The organism is Sorangium sp. So ce362 (assembly GCF_051519845.1).
Classification (GTDB): Bacteria; Myxococcota_A; Polyangia; order Polyangiales; family Polyangiaceae; genus Sorangium.
In genome coordinates this window covers 3379501-3395245 of sequence record NZ_CP150332.1, presented here as the reverse complement: position 1 = coordinate 3395245, position 15745 = coordinate 3379501, and the positions used below count along the sequence as shown (strand labels likewise).

Genomic DNA, 15745 nt, shown 5'->3' with positions numbered 1-15745 from the left:
CCGGCCCCCCACAGATCCGGACGTGCGGAATTCCCGCATCCGGCTCTTCGGGACACGGGTTCGCTACGAGCGGGCAGGAGCGGGGTGCGTGATGCGCGGCCGCGGAAGGGGGTACCTCTCCAGCGATCGGTGCATCCGCTCCCAGGTCATCTTGGCGTTCTGCGAGCGGCGATCGAGCCACTTGCGCCACACCGCCACGACCTCCCAGGCGAAGCGACGGAGCGCCTCCGAGTTCCCGGTGATCCCGTAGTACTCGTAGTGACCCCGCAGCTTCATGGCCAGGCCCTCCTGCTGGCTGCTCAGCTCATCGTGCATGTGGTCCCTGCACCACTCCGCCACGCGCCGCAGCGCGCGGCTGAAGCGGTCCTTGGCGGTCCTGCGTTTGATCGCCCAGTTGCCTCGCCGCGACCTGCCCCAGTGATGCATGAAGCCGAGCAGCTCGAACGTCGACGGCCACATCGGCGACGCCCCGCCGCTCGGCGGGGGTCTCTTCGGCGGCCGCTGGAACGGCAACAGGCGCGTCTTGTCCGGGTGCAGGCTCAGCCCGTACTTGCCGAATCTCTTCGGTAGCACGGCCATCACCCGGCGCGCGTCTTCTTCCACTTCGAACAGCAGCACCGCGTCGTCCGCGTAGCGGATGAGGTGTACCCTGCCTCGAAGCCGGGGTCGGACGTCGCGCTCGAACCACGTGTCGAGCACCTCGTGCAGGTAGATGTTCGCCAGGATCGGCGAAACCACGCCGCCCTGCGGTGTGCCGGCCTCCGGGTAGCTGAGGCTACCGTCTTCATGCACGCCCGCGTGCAGCCACTTGCTGATGAGACGGAGCAGCACGCCGTCTCGTACCCTGCGGCGCAGCGCATCCATCAGGTGCTGACGGTCCACCGTGTCGAAAAACTTTCGGATGTCGACCTCGATGACCCATCCGCCCGCCATCTCCATCGCCTTGTCCCAGAACGACGCGAGCGCTCGGTGTGCCGAACGGCCGGGCCGGAAACCGTACGAGCAGTCAAGAAAATCCTGCTCAAAGACGGCCTCCAGCACCATGGCCACCGCGCGCTGCAGGATCTTGTCCTCAAAGGTCGGGATGCCGATCGGGCGTGTTTCCCCGTTGCCCTTCGGGATATGGACCCGCCTCACCGGCGGCGCGCGGTACGTGCCCGCCTTGGCTCGTTCCAGCAGCGACCGGAGGTTGTCCTCCAGTTGCTCCGCGTACTGCTCCGCGGTCTGCCGGTCCACGCCGGGCGCGCCGTCCTTGCGCGTTCGCCGGTAGGCTTCGCGCATCCAGTCCAGGTCGATGTGATGGGCGAGCGTCGTCAGCACCATGGTGGGTGCCTGCCGCGCCAGCTCCGCTATTCGTTCGAGTTTCGTGCAGACGGTTTCGGAGCCCGATGTCTCCTTCATCTTTCCCTCCAACGATCCCGTGCCCCGGTGCTCCCCTTCCCTCCACGGGGTCCCTCGGGTTGGTTCCCCCGCTTCCGCGGTACTACGAGTGCACTCCGACTTCCCGTCGCCCCCGCTCCGCTCGCTTGCGCTCCGCTCGGCGGTTCCACCTCTCGGTGGAGGCGGCGGGACCTCCCAGGTTCCTCGGGAAACCCTTGCGTACGTGCCCTGGTCTCTGACCCCGGTGGGTCGCCGCGCCAGGCCCTGCGAGTGGGGGCTACCCGGGCTCGCTCTTGACGCGACGATGTTGCCTTCCGCTACGCTCACGACGTCGGCCCCACGACTTCCGTTCTTTCGAGGCTCTATCCCACGGCCCGCACGCTCGCTGTCTACGCTTCGCGCCGCCGGTCACCCAGCGCCACGCAAGACTCGCTTCCGGCTGGTGGGCCAACCTTGCCGGGCGGGACTCTCACCCGCCGGGTTTCTTCGCGAAGTTTCAGCTGATCGCATCCTCCTCGCCCAGGCTTGGCCTGGCGCACGAACGTCCAACGGACCGCTCAGAAGAACGCCCGACAAAGCACCCGAGCGGCCGCCCGGCGAGCCCTCGCGACGACTGAGCGCCTCCGCGCGCAGGTCCGTGTCCGCCGCAGGCATAACAGCACAGCTCCGCTTCGTCCGAGAAGTCAAGCTCTCCTGACTTGGCGCGGCCGGCACGGGGCAGTTCGCCTCACCTGGGGCAGCCCGGCCTCGATCCACGCATGAGGCTGCCAGTCGCTTCGCGTCGCTGCCACGCGCGCGGGCGACGCGTCCACGGTGCAGCGCGAAAAAGACAACTCATTATCAGAAGTGACGGGGTTCATGGTCCGCCCCGACCGCAGCCGTGCGCCGACAGGCGCTCTCTGCCCGAGATGGCCCAAGGCTTGCGAGGGCATCGGGTCATGGACACAGCGAAACTCTTCTTCATGACGTCTCTCTCGATCGCTGCCGCGGTCGGCTGCGACAGAGCAGAAGGCACGCCTCGCTCGAACAACAACACCGCGACGGTGCCGGGTGAGGTCGCCCAGCGCGCGAACAACCCCACGCCGGTGGCCGCCGACAACACGGACAAGAACGATCGCGATCGCGACCCGGCCGCGCTGACCCCCGGGGATCAGGGCGAGAACGAGGCCGATCGCACGATCACGCAGAAGATCCGCCAGGCGGTGGTCGCGAGCGACGCGCTGTCGATGAACGCCAAGAACGTCAAGATCATCACGAGCGGGCAGGTCGTCACGCTGCGCGGCCCGGTGAAGAGCGACAAGGAGAAGGCCGACATCGCCGCGATCGCGCAGGGGATCCCGGGCGTCCAGCGGGTCGATAACCAGCTCGAAGTTGACGTTGACTGAACCACTCTGAAAGGAAGACACCATGGCAACGAAGAAAGCGGTCCTGGGCCTCGTGAGCACGCTCGCGCAGGCAGACATCATCGTCGGCGAGCTCCAGCGCGCCGGCTTCATGACAAGCGATATCTCGGCGCTGTTCCCCGACAAGCACGGGACGCGGGACTTCGCGCACGAGAAGAACACGAAGGCGCCCGAGGGCGCGACCGCGGGCGCCAGCGCGGGCGGCGCGCTCGGCGGGACCATCGGCCTGCTCGCCGGCATCGGCGCGCTCGCCATCCCCGGGCTCGGGCCCTTCATCGCGGCCGGCCCGATCATGGCCGCGCTGAGCGGCGCCGCGGCGGGCGCGGCGGTCGGCGGCGTGACCGGCGCCCTCATCGGGCTCGGCATCCCCGAGGTCGAGGCCAAGCAGTACGAGGGAAAGATCAAGGGCGGCAACATCCTCATCTCCGTCCACGTCGAGGACAGCAACGAGCGCGCGCTCGCCAAGCAGGTCCTGGAGCGGGGCGGCGCGACCGACATCGCGGTCCTCAGCGAGGAGGGCATCTCGTCGAAGCAGCGGGCGCTCGCCTGAGCGTGACGCCCTGACGCGACACGTGACCTCGGGCAGCTGCCCGCCGGACGCCCGGCCCCCCCGGAGGCGTCAGGCGGGCAGCCGCTCGAGGTCGACCTCGTCCGACGGCGTGATGTCGGCCTTGAGGAAGCGCTGCATCTGGCGGAGCGCATAGCCGTTGTCTTCCTCGCCCTCCGAGGCGATGCAGTCCGACGGGACGAGCAGCCGGTAATCGCGCATATAGGCGTCGTTCGCCGTGAACAGGACGCAGATGTTCCCCGCCATGCCGGTGAGGATCAACGTCTGCACGCCGAGCGACTCGAGCAGGATCTCCAGCGTGGTGCCGTAGAAGCCCGAGTGCTTGGGCTTGAGCACGAAATAATCCTCCTCTCCTGGCCGCAGCAGCGCCGCGATCTCCCGGCCGCGGGTGCCCTCTTCGAGGCAGTGCTCGATCTGCCGGTGGAAGTTGGATTGCCAGCGGCCGAAGTTGTCGTTCACGTAGACCGCGGGGATGCCGGCGTCGCGACACCGCTGCTTCAGCGCGCGAATGCGGTGCGCCATCGGGAGGGCATGGGCGAGCAGCCGGTCGCCTTCCGGGAAGTCCAGGTCGTTGATGACGTCGATGAGGAGGAGCGCGGTCCGGCTGTTGTCCGGCGCAGCTCCGTGGAGGTCGTGGGTCCGGCGCGGCATGTCGACCGTTGTTTATAGCGGGCCCGGACCAGCGGGGCAGCAATCGCCACGCCCGAGGCCCGCTGTGGCGAAGCGCGACGCCGGCCCCGGCGGCGCCGCGGCGCGGCGGGCGCCGAGCAGCCGGGACGGGCGCGACGCGCGGGGTATGTCGTCATGTCCGACGAGGACCTGCGCCGCGCGAACGTGGAGGCGACGCAGACCGTGGATATCCTCGACTTCGTCGATGCCTCGAAGATCGACCCGATGTACTACGAGAAGCCGTACTACCTCGCCCCCGCGTCGCCGAACAGCAAGAAGAAATCGTCGGTCACGGCGTACGTGCTCCTGCGCGAGGCCCTGCGGAAGACGGGCAAGGTCGGCATCGCGAAGGCTCGGCCAGAAGGGCGCGAAGGCTGCCAACGTCGCAAACGACGACAAGCGGGCCGACGACGCCCGCTCGAAGGTGCGAAAAGCAGAGACCCCGAAGAGTAAAGAGGAGCGCTCGCGCCGGGCCGCGTGATGCCACACGGCTCGTCTCGTAACGATTCGTGAGAATGCGTAACAATACCGGCCTGCGCAGGCATCGCGACGTAGCGCGCCGCGCTGCGACGCTGAGAACGAGCCCATATGCAGCCCGTCGGCCTGACCGGCGGCGCTCGGGATGATAGAACGAGCTCATGCGCCTCAAGTATCCTGCGGATGTCACGGCCGCATTTCTCGAGCTGCAGGAGCAGCCCGAGCTCACGGCGCAGCAGCTGGCTTGCAGCGCCGGCGTCGCCCCCGACGCGGCGTCGCCGCCCCCCTTCGCGACGATCCTGACCGAGCTGATCGAGACGATGTTCTTCGCGTCCATGGCGACGGAAGAGGGGCGGCTGAACCCGGTCGGCATCGTGTTCGCCGGGAGCCTCGCCGACCTCGAGCTCGACGAGCCCGCGTGGGATCTCGTGCGGTTCGGGTCCGCCGTGGCGTTCGACGTGGAGCACGTGGCCAACCTCGCCTCCGCGTGCGCATGGCCGCGCTCTTTCCTGTCCGTGGTGCCGCTCGGCGGGTCGCTCGTGATCGCTGGCATCGCGACGCCGCACGGCCGGCGTTCGTTCGACAGCGATCAGCTCGTGCGCGTCGTCGTCCCGAAGCCCGGTGTCGTGGCCGTGTACCGCGGCGAGTGGGAGATCGTCCGCTACGAGCGCGGCGCCGTGCGGACATGGATGTCCAAGAGCCGGCCGCAGCTGGAATCCATCGCGAGGACCGTCCTCGGGGACCACGGCAGGCCGCTCGTCCGCCAGGTGCGCAGCTATCTCCTGCGCATCGTCGACGGGATGGTCGAGCTCGGGCGCGGCGGGCTCGTCGCCGTCCTGGGCCCGGGCGAAGGCCTGCCGCAGCTCTTCGGCGAGGAGGGGAATCAGCTCGACACCGAGGTCAAGCGGCTGGAGCCTTCCCTGTGCCTCGGCGCGGCCATCCTCGACGTCCACGAGAGCCATCCGCCGAGCGAGCGGCGGCAGTCGCACGGAGAGCAGCCCGCGGCGCACAGACAGGCGCGCGGCTCGGACCACGCGATCGAGGGCGCCGAGCGCATCAACCGGCTGCTCGACCTCATCGTGCGGCTGACGACCGTCGACGGCGCGGTGGTGATGAGCCATGCCCTCGACGTGCTCGCGTTCGGGGCGAAGCTGCCCCCGCCGAGGGCGATCATCTCCGAGGTCTTCGCCGCCACCCCCGACCAGAGGATGGATGCGAGCCTGAGCCTCGACGCGCGCGGCACCCGCCACCGCGCGGCGGCGGCGTTCGTGGCCGGGTACCCGGACCGGATCGCCTTCATCGTCTCCCAGGACGGCAACGCGGCCACGTTCCAGGAGATCGAGGGAAAGGTCGTTTACTGGCCGCTCTGACGGGCGCGACGTCGCCCGGCGTCAGAGGTGCCGCACGATGGCCGCGGGCATCTCGTCGATCGGCGCCTGCGCCGCGGCGAGCCCGGCCTCCAGCACGCGGCGGGGCATGCCGTAGACGACGCAGGACGACTCGGCCTCTACGAGGATCTTCCCGCCGGCCTTCTGGATCGCCCGGGACCCCTCCAGGCCGTCGTCCCCCATGCCCGTCAGCACGACCCCGAGGACGCCCGACCCGAACTCGGCCGCGGCGCTCGCGAAGAGCAGATCGACCGACGGGCAATAAAGGGACGCCCTGACCGCCTGGGCGAAGCGGACGCTGGCGCGCTCCCGCTGGCGCCGGACCTCGAGGTGCGTCCCCCCGCGCGCGATGACCGCGAGCCCGGGCCGGAGCTGGAGATCGTCCGATGCCTCGACGATCGCGAGCGCGCTCCCGTCGTTGAGGCGGCGCGACAGCGACTCCGTGTAGCCCGGGGGGATGTGCAGCGCGACGACGACAGGGACCGGGAAATCGCCGGGCATCGCCGCGAAGAGCCGCGTCAGCGCCTGAGGGCCGCCGGTCGACGTGCCGACCACGACGAGGCGCGTGCGCGGCAGCGCGGGGATCGCGCCGGGCAGGGGCGGCGGCAGCGGGCGAGGCGCTGCCGGGTGGACCCTCGCCCCGGCCGCGGCGAGCACCTTGCGGACCAGCTCGTCCGAGAGCTCGAAGAGACGATCGGTCGCGAGCGACGTCGGCTTCTCGACGAGATCGACCGCGCCCTGCTGGAGCGCCTCGACGCCGAGCTCGCTGTCCGCCTCGGAGTTGCTGACCACGACGACCCGCGGCGCGCCCTCGCGCGGCAACGACCTGAGCACGCCGATGCCGTCGAGGTTCGGCATCACGAGATCGAGCGTGACCACATCCGGCTTGTAGCGCTCGATCTTCTCCAGCGCGTCGAGGCCGTCCATGGCCGTATCGACGACCTCGATCGAGGCGCTCGCGCCGAGGACCTGCCGCAGCACCTTGCGCACGAAGGCAGAGTCGTCGACCACGAGCACGCGGACAGGCGGGATCTTCATTGCGCGGTCTTCCGATAGAAAAACACGCCGCCCCGCTCCTCGCAGCTGAGCGCGGTGCCGAGCCGCAGCAGCGACTCGGAGACCCCGACCAGGAGGAACCCGCCCGCGGCGAGCGCCCCAGAGAGGTTATTGATCACCCACCGCGCCGTGTTGTCATGAAAATAGATGAGCACGTTGCGGCAAACGATGACGTCGAACGGCCCGAGCGACGTGACGTCGGGCGCCGCGAGCAGGTTGATCCGCCGCCAGTCGATCGCCCCCTGGAGCTCGGGGCGCACGACGACCCGCTCGGGCGTCACCTCCAGCCACCGGCGGGCGAACGGAGGCGGCGGGGCGTTGCTCCGGAGCGAGCGCGGCCCGAACACGCCGGCCCGGGCGCGCGAGAGCGCCCGCGGGCTGATGTCGCTCGCGACGAGATCGACCTTGTCACGCAGGCCCCGCTCGGCCAGGAGCATCGCGATCGTGAACGGCTCCTCGCCGCTCGAGCAGGCCGCCGACCAGATCCGCGGCCGCTCGCCCGCCGCCACGCGGGGCGCGACGAGCTCCGAAACCGCGACCTCGAGCTGCGCGAGCTCGCGGAAGAAATACGTCTCGCCCACGACCAGCGCGTCGATCAGCGCGTCCATCTCGGCCGCGCCCGCCGGGTCGTAGCGGAGGAAGTAGTAGTAATCGAGCAGCGAGTCGAAGCCGGCGTCGAGGGCGCGCACCGCGAGCTTGTCGCCGAGCAGCTCGCGATCGCCGGCGTCGTAGTGGACGCCGATCTTCTCGGCGATGAGGGCGCTGAAGATCGCGAAGACCTGCGGAGAGATGGGGAGGCGGCTCGTCATGACAACGGCGTCATGCCCACTGCGAGAGGACGGACGCGGCCACGCGTCGCACCTCCGGATCCGGATCGGCCCGCGAGGTGAGCTCGACCGCCGCGAAGCCCTCCCGTGTGGCCACCGCGGCGAGCGTCGTGGCCGCCGCCTTCCGCGCCGGCGCGTGCGGCAGCCGGAGCGCATCGAGGAGCGATGTGTGCGCCGCCGGCAGCCGCATCCGCGCGAGCGCCGCGGTCAGGACGGGCGCGAGCTCGTCGTCCGCCGCCGCGAGCGCGTCGAGGATGCCCTCGATGCGCCCCGGCACGGGCGTGGACAGCGCGGCGGGGAGCGGTCCCTGTGCCTGCGAGGCGACGAGCAGCGCGATGAGGCTCCTCGTCGCGTCGACCCCGGGCCGCCCCGCGATGAAGCTGGTCGCCGCCGCGCGCACGCTCTCGTCGGGGTCGCCCGCTGCGCGCACGAGCGCCGGCAGGACCTCGGGCGACGAGAAGCCGGAGATCGCCGAGACCGCGACGAGCCGGGTCGCCACGTCCGGGGACGAGAGCGCGCCGAGCAAGGTCGGCAGCGACGCCTCCCGCCCGGCGATGCCGAGCCCGATCAGCGCCGAGCGCCGCATGTCCGTGTCGCTCGCCCGGGCGGCGTTCTCCAGCGCCGAGAGCGCGAGGTCGCCCTTGATCGCCGACAGTGCCTCGATCGCCGCCACGCGCACCTGGCCGCTCTCGTCCCGGAGCCGCTCGGCGATGAGCCCGGCCGCCGCCTCCCACCCGAGCTTTCCCAGCGACTGGCACGCGTAGTAGCGGACCCACGCGTCGTCGTCGCGGAGCCCCACGAGGAGCACCTCGATGACGCGTGGCGCCCGCTGCGCCTGCCCGAGCGCCCGCATCGCCACCGCCCGGACCCGCTCCGAGGCGTCGGCGGCGAGCACGGCGAGCGCCTCGATCGCCTCCGGCTGCGCGAAAGACGCGAGGCCGTGGATCGCCCGCTCGCGCGCCCGCAGATCGGGATCGCGGAGGCCGTCGAGGAAGACCGGCAGCGCCGAGGGGGGCGCGAAGTAGCCGAGGATCCGCAGCGCCGTCCGCCGCACGGCCGGGGTCCCCTCGCGGGCCGCGGCGAGCGCGAGCGCCTCGACGTCGGGGCCGCCCAGGCACTGGATCGCGGTCGTCGCGGCGTGGACCACGCGGGGGTTCGGGTCGTCGAGGAGCTGGAACAGCGCGCGCGCCGAGCCGGGCTCCGAGATGCGCGCGAGCGCGTCGCACGCCGCCGCGCGGACCTCCGGGTCCGGATCCGCGAGGCACTGCTCCACGTCACCCGCGGCCGCGACGCCCCGGACGAGCGGCAGGAGCAGGAGCCTGCGGGAGCTGTCGCCGTCGCGCAGCGCCGCGAGCACCCGGGAGTCCGCGCTCCGGGAGAGCTGGAAGAGCGCCTCCGCCGCGGCGCTCGCGACGGGGGGATCGGCGTCGAGCAGGCGGGTCAGATCGAGCAGGACGTCCTCGCCCCCGATCGCGCCGAGCACGCTGCAGATGACGGCCTGCTCGGCCGGATCCGCCCCCGCGAGGCTCTGCGAGAGCCGCCGCGCCGCGCCGGGCGCCGGCGCCTCGCCCCGGAGCGCCTCGTCGATCGGCGCGGCCGTCCCGTAGCGCTCGCGGTACCGCTCGCGCAGCTCGGCGAGCGCCACCGCGGCGACGCGCGCGACCGCGTCGCTCGGGCGCCCGAGGAGGCGCATCAGCGGCGCCACGGCGCTCCGGCTGCATGTGCGGCCGAGCGACCGCGCCGCCTCGAGCAGGTAACGCGGATCGTCCAGGAGAGCCACAAGCGGGTCGATCGCGCGCGGGTCGCCGCTCCGGCCCAGCACGTCGATCGCCGGAAAGACACGGAAGAAATTTCCGCTGGTGACGGCCACCACGAGCGCGTCGACCGCCGATCTGCCGCCGACGCGGCCGAGCGCCTCGATCGCGGCGACCGCCACGTTGTCGTCGGTGTGCGACGTGAGCTCCGCGAGCCGGGAGACCGCCTTCGCGCTGCTGCGGCGCCCGAGGATCTGCGCCGCGTCGGCGACGAGCGCGGGGCGAGGGTCCCGCGTCAGCGCGAGCACGGCGTCGTCGACGTCGCCGAGCGACGCGACGAGCGCGTCGACCGCGGCGGCGATGCGCGCCTCGCTGTCGCGCCACGCGGAGAGGCACGCGCAGAGCGGCGCCACCGCCGCGTCGCCGAGCGCGGCCAGCGACGCGACGACGGCGCGCCGCACGGTCCAGCTCGGATCCGCGAGCATCTCGACGAGCGACGGCACCCCCAGCGTCCCGGAGGCGGCGAGCCGATCCACCTGATCGACGCGCCGCCGCTCCGCCTCCGAGACCGCGAGCGCGGGCCGCCGAGAGATCACGAGGTCTCCGGCGCGGCGTGGGGCTGCCTTCCGTTCGCCCTGAGGTGCGCGATCGCTGCGGCGACGCCCGCGACCGCGTCCACGTGCTCGGCGCTCGCGTGCCGGATCCTGCCGACCTGCTCGAGCACGTGGCCGGCGTCGGCCGCGACCGCGCCGGATTCCCTCGCCTGCCTGGCCGCGGCGGCGACGATCTCCCGGACCGGGTCGCGCAGGCGGGCGAGCGACGCGGCGTGCTGCTCGCTCCGGGCCGAGAGCTCGGCGGCCCCCCTGGCGATGCCCTGGAGCGACGACGCGTGCCGGCTCGCGCCCGACGCGAGCGCCGCGACGGACTCCGCCTGATCGGCCACCGCCCGCGCCATTTGCTTGGCGATCCGGCGCACGGACTCCCCCTCCTTCGCGAGGGACGCCGTCGCCTTGCTCTGATCCGACGTGGCGGCGGTCACCGTCGCCGCGAGCCGCGCGACCTGGCGGGCGGACGCCTCCAGCTGCTTCGCGGCCCGCGCCTGCTCGCCGCTCCCCCGCGCCGACTGGACCGACAGCTTCCGGATGTCATCCATGGCGCGCGACACCTCGGTCGCGCCGCCGGCCTGCTCGGCGAGGCCGGCGACCATCCGCTGCGACGCGCCCGAGACCTCCTGCGTGAGCGCCGTGATCCCGGCCAGGGAGCGGGTCTGCTCAACCATGGCGGTGCTGGTCTGATGGGTCAGCGCGCGCATCTGCGCGGCGACCTTCGCGAGCTGCGATGCGCCCGTGGCCTGCTCCTCCATCGCCCGCGACACCCGCTCGGCGCTCGACGTGAGCTGCGCGTTCGCCTTCACGGCGTCGCGCAGCGCGCGCGCCTGCTCGGCGGTCGCCTCCTTCGTCTGCCGGGCCATGCGCCGCATCTCGGAGCTCGCCTGCGCGAGCGCCTGGACCGCCTTCGTCTGCTCGGCCGCCGAGCGCGCGACCGCCCTGCCCTCCTCGCTCATGCGCGACGCGGTCTGGGTGAGAGAGCCCACCACCTGCACCTGATCGGCGTTCGCTCGGTCGATCTCGCGGATGGATCGGCCGAGCTCCTCGACCCCCTGCAGGATGGACGCGAGCGCCCGCTCGGCGTCGCCCGCGAGCCGGGTCCCCTCGTCGGCCACCTTCACGCCCTCGGTCGAGGCGGCCACCGCCTCGCGGGCGCTCGACTGGAGCGCGCGGACGATCTTGGCGATCTCGGCGCTCGAGACAGCCGCGCGGTCCGCGAGGTTCCTGATCTCCTCGGCGACGACGGCGAAGCCCCGGCCGTGCTCCCCTGCCCGCGCGGCCTCGATGCTCGCGTTGAGCGACAGGAGGTTCGTGCGGTCGGCGATCAGGTTGATCGTCTGGACGATGTCGCCGATCTCCTCGGCCCGCTTGCCCATCTCCTTCATGACCGCCGCGGAGTCGGCCATCGCCTGCCGGATGCTCCCGAGGCCGGCGATGGACCTGCCCACCGTCGCGGCGCCCTGGCGCGCGGTCGCGATGCCCTGCTCGGCGGTCGTGCGCGCGGTGTCGACGATGGAGACGATCCGCCGCGTGGAGGCCTCGACCTGCGACGAGGCGGCGGCGTTGCCGGACGCGAGCCCGCTGATCTGCTCGGCGCTCTGCGAGACCTGCTGCGCGGTCCGCGCGAGCTGCTCGGCGGCGACCGCGTTGGCCTCGATGGTCGCCGCGTTCTTCTCGGCCGTGGCCGCGACCTCCTCGACCGAGCTCGCGATCTCGGTGATCGTGCTCGCGGTCAGCGAGGCGCTCGCGTCGAGCCCCTTGGCGCTCTCCGCCACCCCGCGGATCGACCGCGCCATCTGCTCGGCGGTCGCGGCGGTCTCCTCGACCGCGCTCGCCATCTCGGCGGCGTCCCGCGCGACGCGGTCGAGGGAGCCGCTCACGCCCGCGACGGTGCCGGCCATGGTCGAGATCTGCGCCCCGACCGCCCTGGCGTCGGCCGAGAGGCGCGCGACGCCCTTCGACATCTCCTCGATGGTGGCGCCGATCTCCTCGAGCGCCGCGGCGCTGCTCTCGCCGCGGGCCGCCGCCTCGTCGGCGGCCCCGCTCGTCACCGAGACGGAGCCGAGGAGCTCCTCGCTGGAGGACGCGAGCTCCTCGGCGCTGGCGCTCACCGCCTTCACCGAACGGGCGAGCTCCTCGAGCGCCGCCGCCGTCATCTCCGCGGAGCCGGCGAGCGCGTCGGCGTCACCCTTCACGCCGGCGAACGCCGGGGCGAGCGCGCCGAGGCCGCTCGTCATCACCTCGGACCCCTGCGCGGCCTCGGCGACGGCGTCGCTGATCCGCTGCCCCGATCGGGCGAGCGCCTGCGCCGCCGCCCCCGCCTCCTCGAGCTCGCCGGCGAGCGCCCCCGCCGCGGCGCCCTGCTGCCTGCCGGAGGCGGCGTGCTCGGCGCCGGCGGCGGCGAGCCGCGTGGCCGCCTGCTCGGCGCCGGCCACGGCCGTGATCGCCTGACGGAACGAGTGCTCGGTCTGCTCTGCCCGCGCGAGCGCTCCGTCGATGTCCGCGATTGCATCAACTGCCATGATCCTGCTCCTCACCGATGATCCTGCCGACGTCGACGAGCATGACGAGCCGCTTCCCGAGCTGCGCGACCGCCCTCACGAACCCGGCGCTCTCCTCCGCCATGACCTCGGGGGGCATCCGCAGCGCGTCGGCGCCGATGTTGACGACCTCCCGCGCGCTGTCCACCAGGAGGCCCACGGTGCGGCCGCCGCTCTGGACGACGATGACCCGCGAGTCCAGCGTCGGCTCCACGGTCGGGAGCCCGAAGCGGGTGCGCACATCCACGACCGGCACGACGCGGCCCCGGATCTGGATGAGGCCGCCGACGTACGACCGCGTCCCCGGCACCCGGGTCGCCCCGGTGAACGACTCCATGTGGAGCACGTCCGCCGCCGAGATCGCGTACTCGGTGTCCGCCACCTTCAGGACCACGTGCAGGTCGTTCATGAGGCCACCCGGACGAGGCCGTCGCGGCCGCCGTGGCCGGAGGAGAGCCTGCCGCTGAGGTTCACGAGATCGAGGACGAGCGTGGGGCGCCCGTCGCCGAGATCGGTCGAGCCGGACACGCCCGGCACCTTGACGAGCGGGTCCTCGAGCGGCCGCACGACCACCTCCTGCTGGCCGAGCACGCGGGTCACGCCGAACGCGAAGGGCGCGCCGTTGCGCCGCACGACGAGCGCCCGGCTCGCGGACGAGGCCCCGAGCTCGAAGAGCGCGGCGAGGTCGACGAGCGGCACGACCTCGCCGCGGCGCTCGATCAGCTCGGCCCCGCCCCGGGCGCGGCCCGCGACAGGCCCCCGGTCGCGGCCCGCGGCGGGCAGCTCCGCCCCGCCCCGGGTCGCGCCCGCGACCGGGCCGCGGAAGATGCGGGCCGCGTCGATCTCCAGGACTTCCTCCACGCCGGCGACGGGCGTCACGAACGGCTGGCCTCCGCACAGGAAAGAGAAGGCGTCCACGATGGTCAACGTGAGCGGGATCCGCAGGATGAAGGTGGTGCCGGCGCCGCGCGCCGTGCTGACGGAGAGCTCGCCGCCGAGCTGCTCCACGGCGATGCGCCGCACGATGTCCATCCCGAGGCCGCGGCCGCTGGTCTTCGTCGCCTGGTCGAGCGTCGACAGCCCGGGCAAGGTGATGAGATCGAGCAGGCCCGCGTCGCCGTCGGGCGCGGGGCGGCCGGCCCGCGCCGCCACGAGCGCGCGGTCGATGCCGCGCCCATCGTCGGCGACGCTGAGCTCGAGCTGGTTGTTGGAGCGCTCGAAGCAGGAGACCCGGACGACGCCCTCCTCGGGCTTGCCCAGCCGCCGCCGCTCGGCGGGCGGCTCGATCGCGTGATCGACCGCGTTGCGGAGCAGGTGCACGATCGCCGGGAAGATGCGCTCCGCGACCGCCTTGTCGAGCTCCGCCTTGCCCGCGTCGATCTCGATCCGGACCTGCTTGCCCGTCGCGCGGCCGAGGCCGCGGACCACGAGCGGCACGCGCTCGAGGAGCTCCGTCACCGAGATCATGCGCGCGCGCATGATGGCGCCGCGCAGGTCGCGCAGCTGCCGGTCGTGCTCGCGCAGGATCTCCGAGAGGTCGCGGGTGTCCACCCCGCGGGCGCGCAGCTCCGCGGCCGCCCGGGCGAGCCGGAACCGCGTGACGACGAGCGCCGACAGCTTGTCGAGCGCGTCGTCGAGGCGCGCCACCTCGACGCGGACGACGCCGCGGAGCTGGGGCTCCCGGTCCGCCGGATCGTCCGGATCGTCCGCCGTGAAGGCGGCGACGGCCAGCGGGACGGGGGGCTCCACCGTGAGCGCGCGGACGCCATCGGCGCCCGCCGCCCGCGCGAGCTCCTCGTCGGTCGCGCTCGTGAGGACGAGGAGCGCGAAGGTGATGCCGCCCGGCGCCCTGTCGCTGGCCGGGACCGAGAGCGGGACGACCTTGACGATCTCGGCGAGCTTGCCGACGCGCTCGCGGACGGTCGTGATGTTCATCCCCTCGGCCGTGCGCGCCGGCGACGGGATGAAATCGACCCGCAGCGCGCGCCGCCCGCCGGCCACGCCCTGCGCGAGCTGCACCTGCTCGCCGGGCCCGAGCTTCGCGAGGATCTCGGGATCGGCGCTGATCGTCGGCGCGGGGGGCGACGGCAAGGCGGCGAGTTCGAGCGCGGAGAGCGCGTCGAGGAGCGCGGGCGCCGCGGGCGGCACCGGCTGCTTGCCGGCGAGAGCGCGGGTCCGCTCCTCGATGGCCCTGAGCCCGCGGAGCAGCACCTCGATCGACGACGTGGAGAGGCTCCCGGCCGCCCTGTCCGCCGCCCGGAGCACGGTCTCCATCGCGTGGGCGATGTCCACGATCGGCTCCACGCCGACCATGGCGGAGAGGCCCTTGATGGTGTGAAGAGCTCGGAAGAGCTCGCGGATTGCCCTGGGGTTCGACTCCCCGGAGCGGACGGCCGCCTCGACGGCGAGGAGGTTCGCGGTGGACGCGGAGAGGTGCTCTTCCACCTCGACGAGGTAGCCGGCCACGAACTCGTTTACATCGAGCCCGTCGCTCATCCGGCGCTCGCGACGCCCTCCCCCAGGAGCGCTCGCACGCTGGCCAGGATGGCGTCGGGAGTGAAGGGCTTCGTCATGAACTCCGAGGCCCCCGCGCCGAGCGCGCGGGCCCGGGACTCCTCATCACCCCGGGTGGTCACAACCAGAATCGGCAGGCTCCGCAGCTTGTCCTGGCCCCGGACGAACTCGATGACCTCGAGTCCCCCGATATCGGGCATGTTCAGGTCGAGCACCACGAGATCGAACGGTCTCAGCGATAGCGTCTCAATCGCCTCGAGCCCGCTCGCCGCGTGAGCGAACCTGTACTGCTCGGCCCGCAGGCAGGCCACGACCATCTCACGCATCACCCTGCTGTCATCGACGACGAGGATCTCTGCCACAGCGGTACTCGGTCGAGGGAATAGCTGGCATGCCCGCTGGGTGTCAATTGCCCGCCGGTGCACACCCGAGCGAATCAGGGAATTCCCGTCGGATCGGCCCCGAGCGCCGCGCTTGATGCGCGGCGGAGGCGCGCTCGTCCGGCGGCGCGTCCGGCCGGCGCCGGGGGTGGAGAGGCGCGTTCTCGGGCGGCGCGCGGTG

The 15745-nt window shown here is 72.5% G+C and carries 13 protein-coding genes; 4 read left to right on the top strand and 9 right to left on the bottom strand.

Going from position 1 to position 15745, the window contains the following annotated elements; translation table 11 throughout:
• Positions 1-63: 63 nt before the first annotated feature.
• Complete coding sequence (gene ltrA / locus WMF17_RS13450) at positions 64-1323, bottom strand: group II intron reverse transcriptase/maturase (RefSeq protein WP_437643507.1); 1260 nt, start codon at positions 1321-1323, stop codon at positions 64-66.
• A 995-nt stretch (positions 1324-2318) separates the two neighbouring features.
• Between ltrA and WMF17_RS13445 the strand changes: the two genes are divergently transcribed.
• Positions 2319-2765 (top strand): BON domain-containing protein, encoded by a 447-nt coding sequence (locus WMF17_RS13445; protein WP_437602442.1) that lies wholly within the window; start codon positions 2319-2321, stop codon positions 2763-2765.
• A 22-nt stretch (positions 2766-2787) separates the two neighbouring features.
• A complete protein-coding gene (locus tag WMF17_RS13440; RefSeq protein WP_437602441.1) occupies positions 2788-3333 on the top strand; it encodes a DUF3341 domain-containing protein in 546 nt (181 codons plus the stop codon).
• A gap of 69 nt (positions 3334-3402) precedes the next feature.
• Here the strand turns inward: WMF17_RS13440 and WMF17_RS13435 are convergent, their stop codons facing one another.
• Positions 3403-4002, bottom strand: coding sequence for a cysteine hydrolase family protein (locus WMF17_RS13435; protein ID WP_437602440.1), 600 nt, complete (start codon positions 4000-4002; stop codon positions 3403-3405).
• Positions 4003-4155: 153 nt separating this feature from the next.
• On the opposite strand from WMF17_RS13435, the gene WMF17_RS13430 reads away from it, so the two are divergent.
• Entirely contained in the window at positions 4156-4473 is a 318-nt protein-coding gene (locus WMF17_RS13430) for a Ku protein (protein WP_437602439.1), read from the top strand.
• A 185-nt stretch (positions 4474-4658) separates the two neighbouring features.
• A complete protein-coding gene (locus WMF17_RS13425) occupies positions 4659-5867 on the top strand; it encodes a putative sensor domain DACNV-containing protein (RefSeq protein WP_437602438.1) in 1209 nt (402 codons plus the stop codon).
• A 21-nt stretch (positions 5868-5888) separates the two neighbouring features.
• Here WMF17_RS13425 and cheB read toward each other — a convergent pair whose 3' ends face one another.
• The 7 genes from cheB to WMF17_RS13390 are packed head-to-tail and all read right to left on the bottom strand — an operon-like array spanning position 5889 to position 15546.
• Entirely contained in the window at positions 5889-6923 is a 1035-nt protein-coding gene (cheB, locus tag WMF17_RS13420; protein ID WP_437649755.1) for a chemotaxis-specific protein-glutamate methyltransferase CheB, read from the bottom strand.
• Positions 6920-7750 (bottom strand): CheR family methyltransferase, encoded by an 831-nt coding sequence (locus WMF17_RS13415; RefSeq protein WP_437602436.1) that lies wholly within the window; start codon positions 7748-7750, stop codon positions 6920-6922. Before WMF17_RS13415 ends, cheB begins: the two co-directional genes overlap by 4 nt.
• Before the next feature lie 10 nt (positions 7751-7760).
• Positions 7761-10118, bottom strand: coding sequence for a HEAT repeat domain-containing protein (locus WMF17_RS13410; RefSeq protein WP_437602435.1), 2358 nt, complete (start codon positions 10116-10118; stop codon positions 7761-7763).
• Positions 10115-12652, bottom strand: coding sequence for a methyl-accepting chemotaxis protein (locus WMF17_RS13405; RefSeq protein WP_437649754.1), 2538 nt, complete (start codon positions 12650-12652; stop codon positions 10115-10117). Before WMF17_RS13405 ends, WMF17_RS13410 begins: the two co-directional genes overlap by 4 nt.
• On the bottom strand, positions 12642-13079 hold the full coding sequence (locus tag WMF17_RS13400; RefSeq protein WP_437602433.1) for a chemotaxis protein CheW: 438 nt from the start codon (positions 13077-13079) through the stop codon (positions 12642-12644). The genes WMF17_RS13405 and WMF17_RS13400 overlap by 11 nt, the downstream gene beginning before the upstream one ends.
• On the bottom strand, positions 13076-15166 hold the full coding sequence (locus WMF17_RS13395; protein WP_437649752.1) for a chemotaxis protein CheA: 2091 nt from the start codon (positions 15164-15166) through the stop codon (positions 13076-13078). The genes WMF17_RS13400 and WMF17_RS13395 overlap by 4 nt, the downstream gene beginning before the upstream one ends.
• Complete coding sequence (locus tag WMF17_RS13390; protein ID WP_437602431.1) at positions 15163-15546, bottom strand: response regulator transcription factor; 384 nt, start codon at positions 15544-15546, stop codon at positions 15163-15165. Before WMF17_RS13390 ends, WMF17_RS13395 begins: the two co-directional genes overlap by 4 nt.
• Positions 15547-15745 lie beyond the last annotated feature (199 nt).

Excerpts from the sequence above, each read along its gene's own strand:
- ltrA (WP_437643507.1), bottom strand. The coding sequence starts at position 1,323 with ATGGTGCTGACGACGCTCGCCCATCACATCGACCTGGACTGGATGCGC.
- WMF17_RS13445 (WP_437602442.1), top strand. The coding sequence starts at position 2,319 with ATGGACACAGCGAAACTCTTCTTCATGACGTCTCTCTCGATCGCTGCC.
- WMF17_RS13440 (WP_437602441.1), top strand. The coding sequence starts at position 2,788 with ATGGCAACGAAGAAAGCGGTCCTGGGCCTCGTGAGCACGCTCGCGCAG.
- WMF17_RS13435 (WP_437602440.1), bottom strand. The coding sequence starts at position 4,002 with ATGCCGCGCCGGACCCACGACCTCCACGGAGCTGCGCCGGACAACAGC.
- WMF17_RS13430 (WP_437602439.1), top strand. The coding sequence starts at position 4,156 with ATGTCCGACGAGGACCTGCGCCGCGCGAACGTGGAGGCGACGCAGACC.
- WMF17_RS13425 (WP_437602438.1), top strand. The coding sequence starts at position 4,659 with ATGCGCCTCAAGTATCCTGCGGATGTCACGGCCGCATTTCTCGAGCTG.
- cheB (WP_437649755.1), bottom strand. The coding sequence starts at position 6,923 with ATGAAGATCCCGCCTGTCCGCGTGCTCGTGGTCGACGACTCTGCCTTC.
- WMF17_RS13415 (WP_437602436.1), bottom strand. The coding sequence starts at position 7,750 with ATGACGAGCCGCCTCCCCATCTCTCCGCAGGTCTTCGCGATCTTCAGC.
- WMF17_RS13405 (WP_437649754.1), bottom strand. The coding sequence starts at position 12,652 with ATGGCAGTTGATGCAATCGCGGACATCGACGGAGCGCTCGCGCGGGCA.
- WMF17_RS13400 (WP_437602433.1), bottom strand. The coding sequence starts at position 13,079 with ATGAACGACCTGCACGTGGTCCTGAAGGTGGCGGACACCGAGTACGCG.
- WMF17_RS13395 (WP_437649752.1), bottom strand. The coding sequence starts at position 15,166 with ATGAGCGACGGGCTCGATGTAAACGAGTTCGTGGCCGGCTACCTCGTC.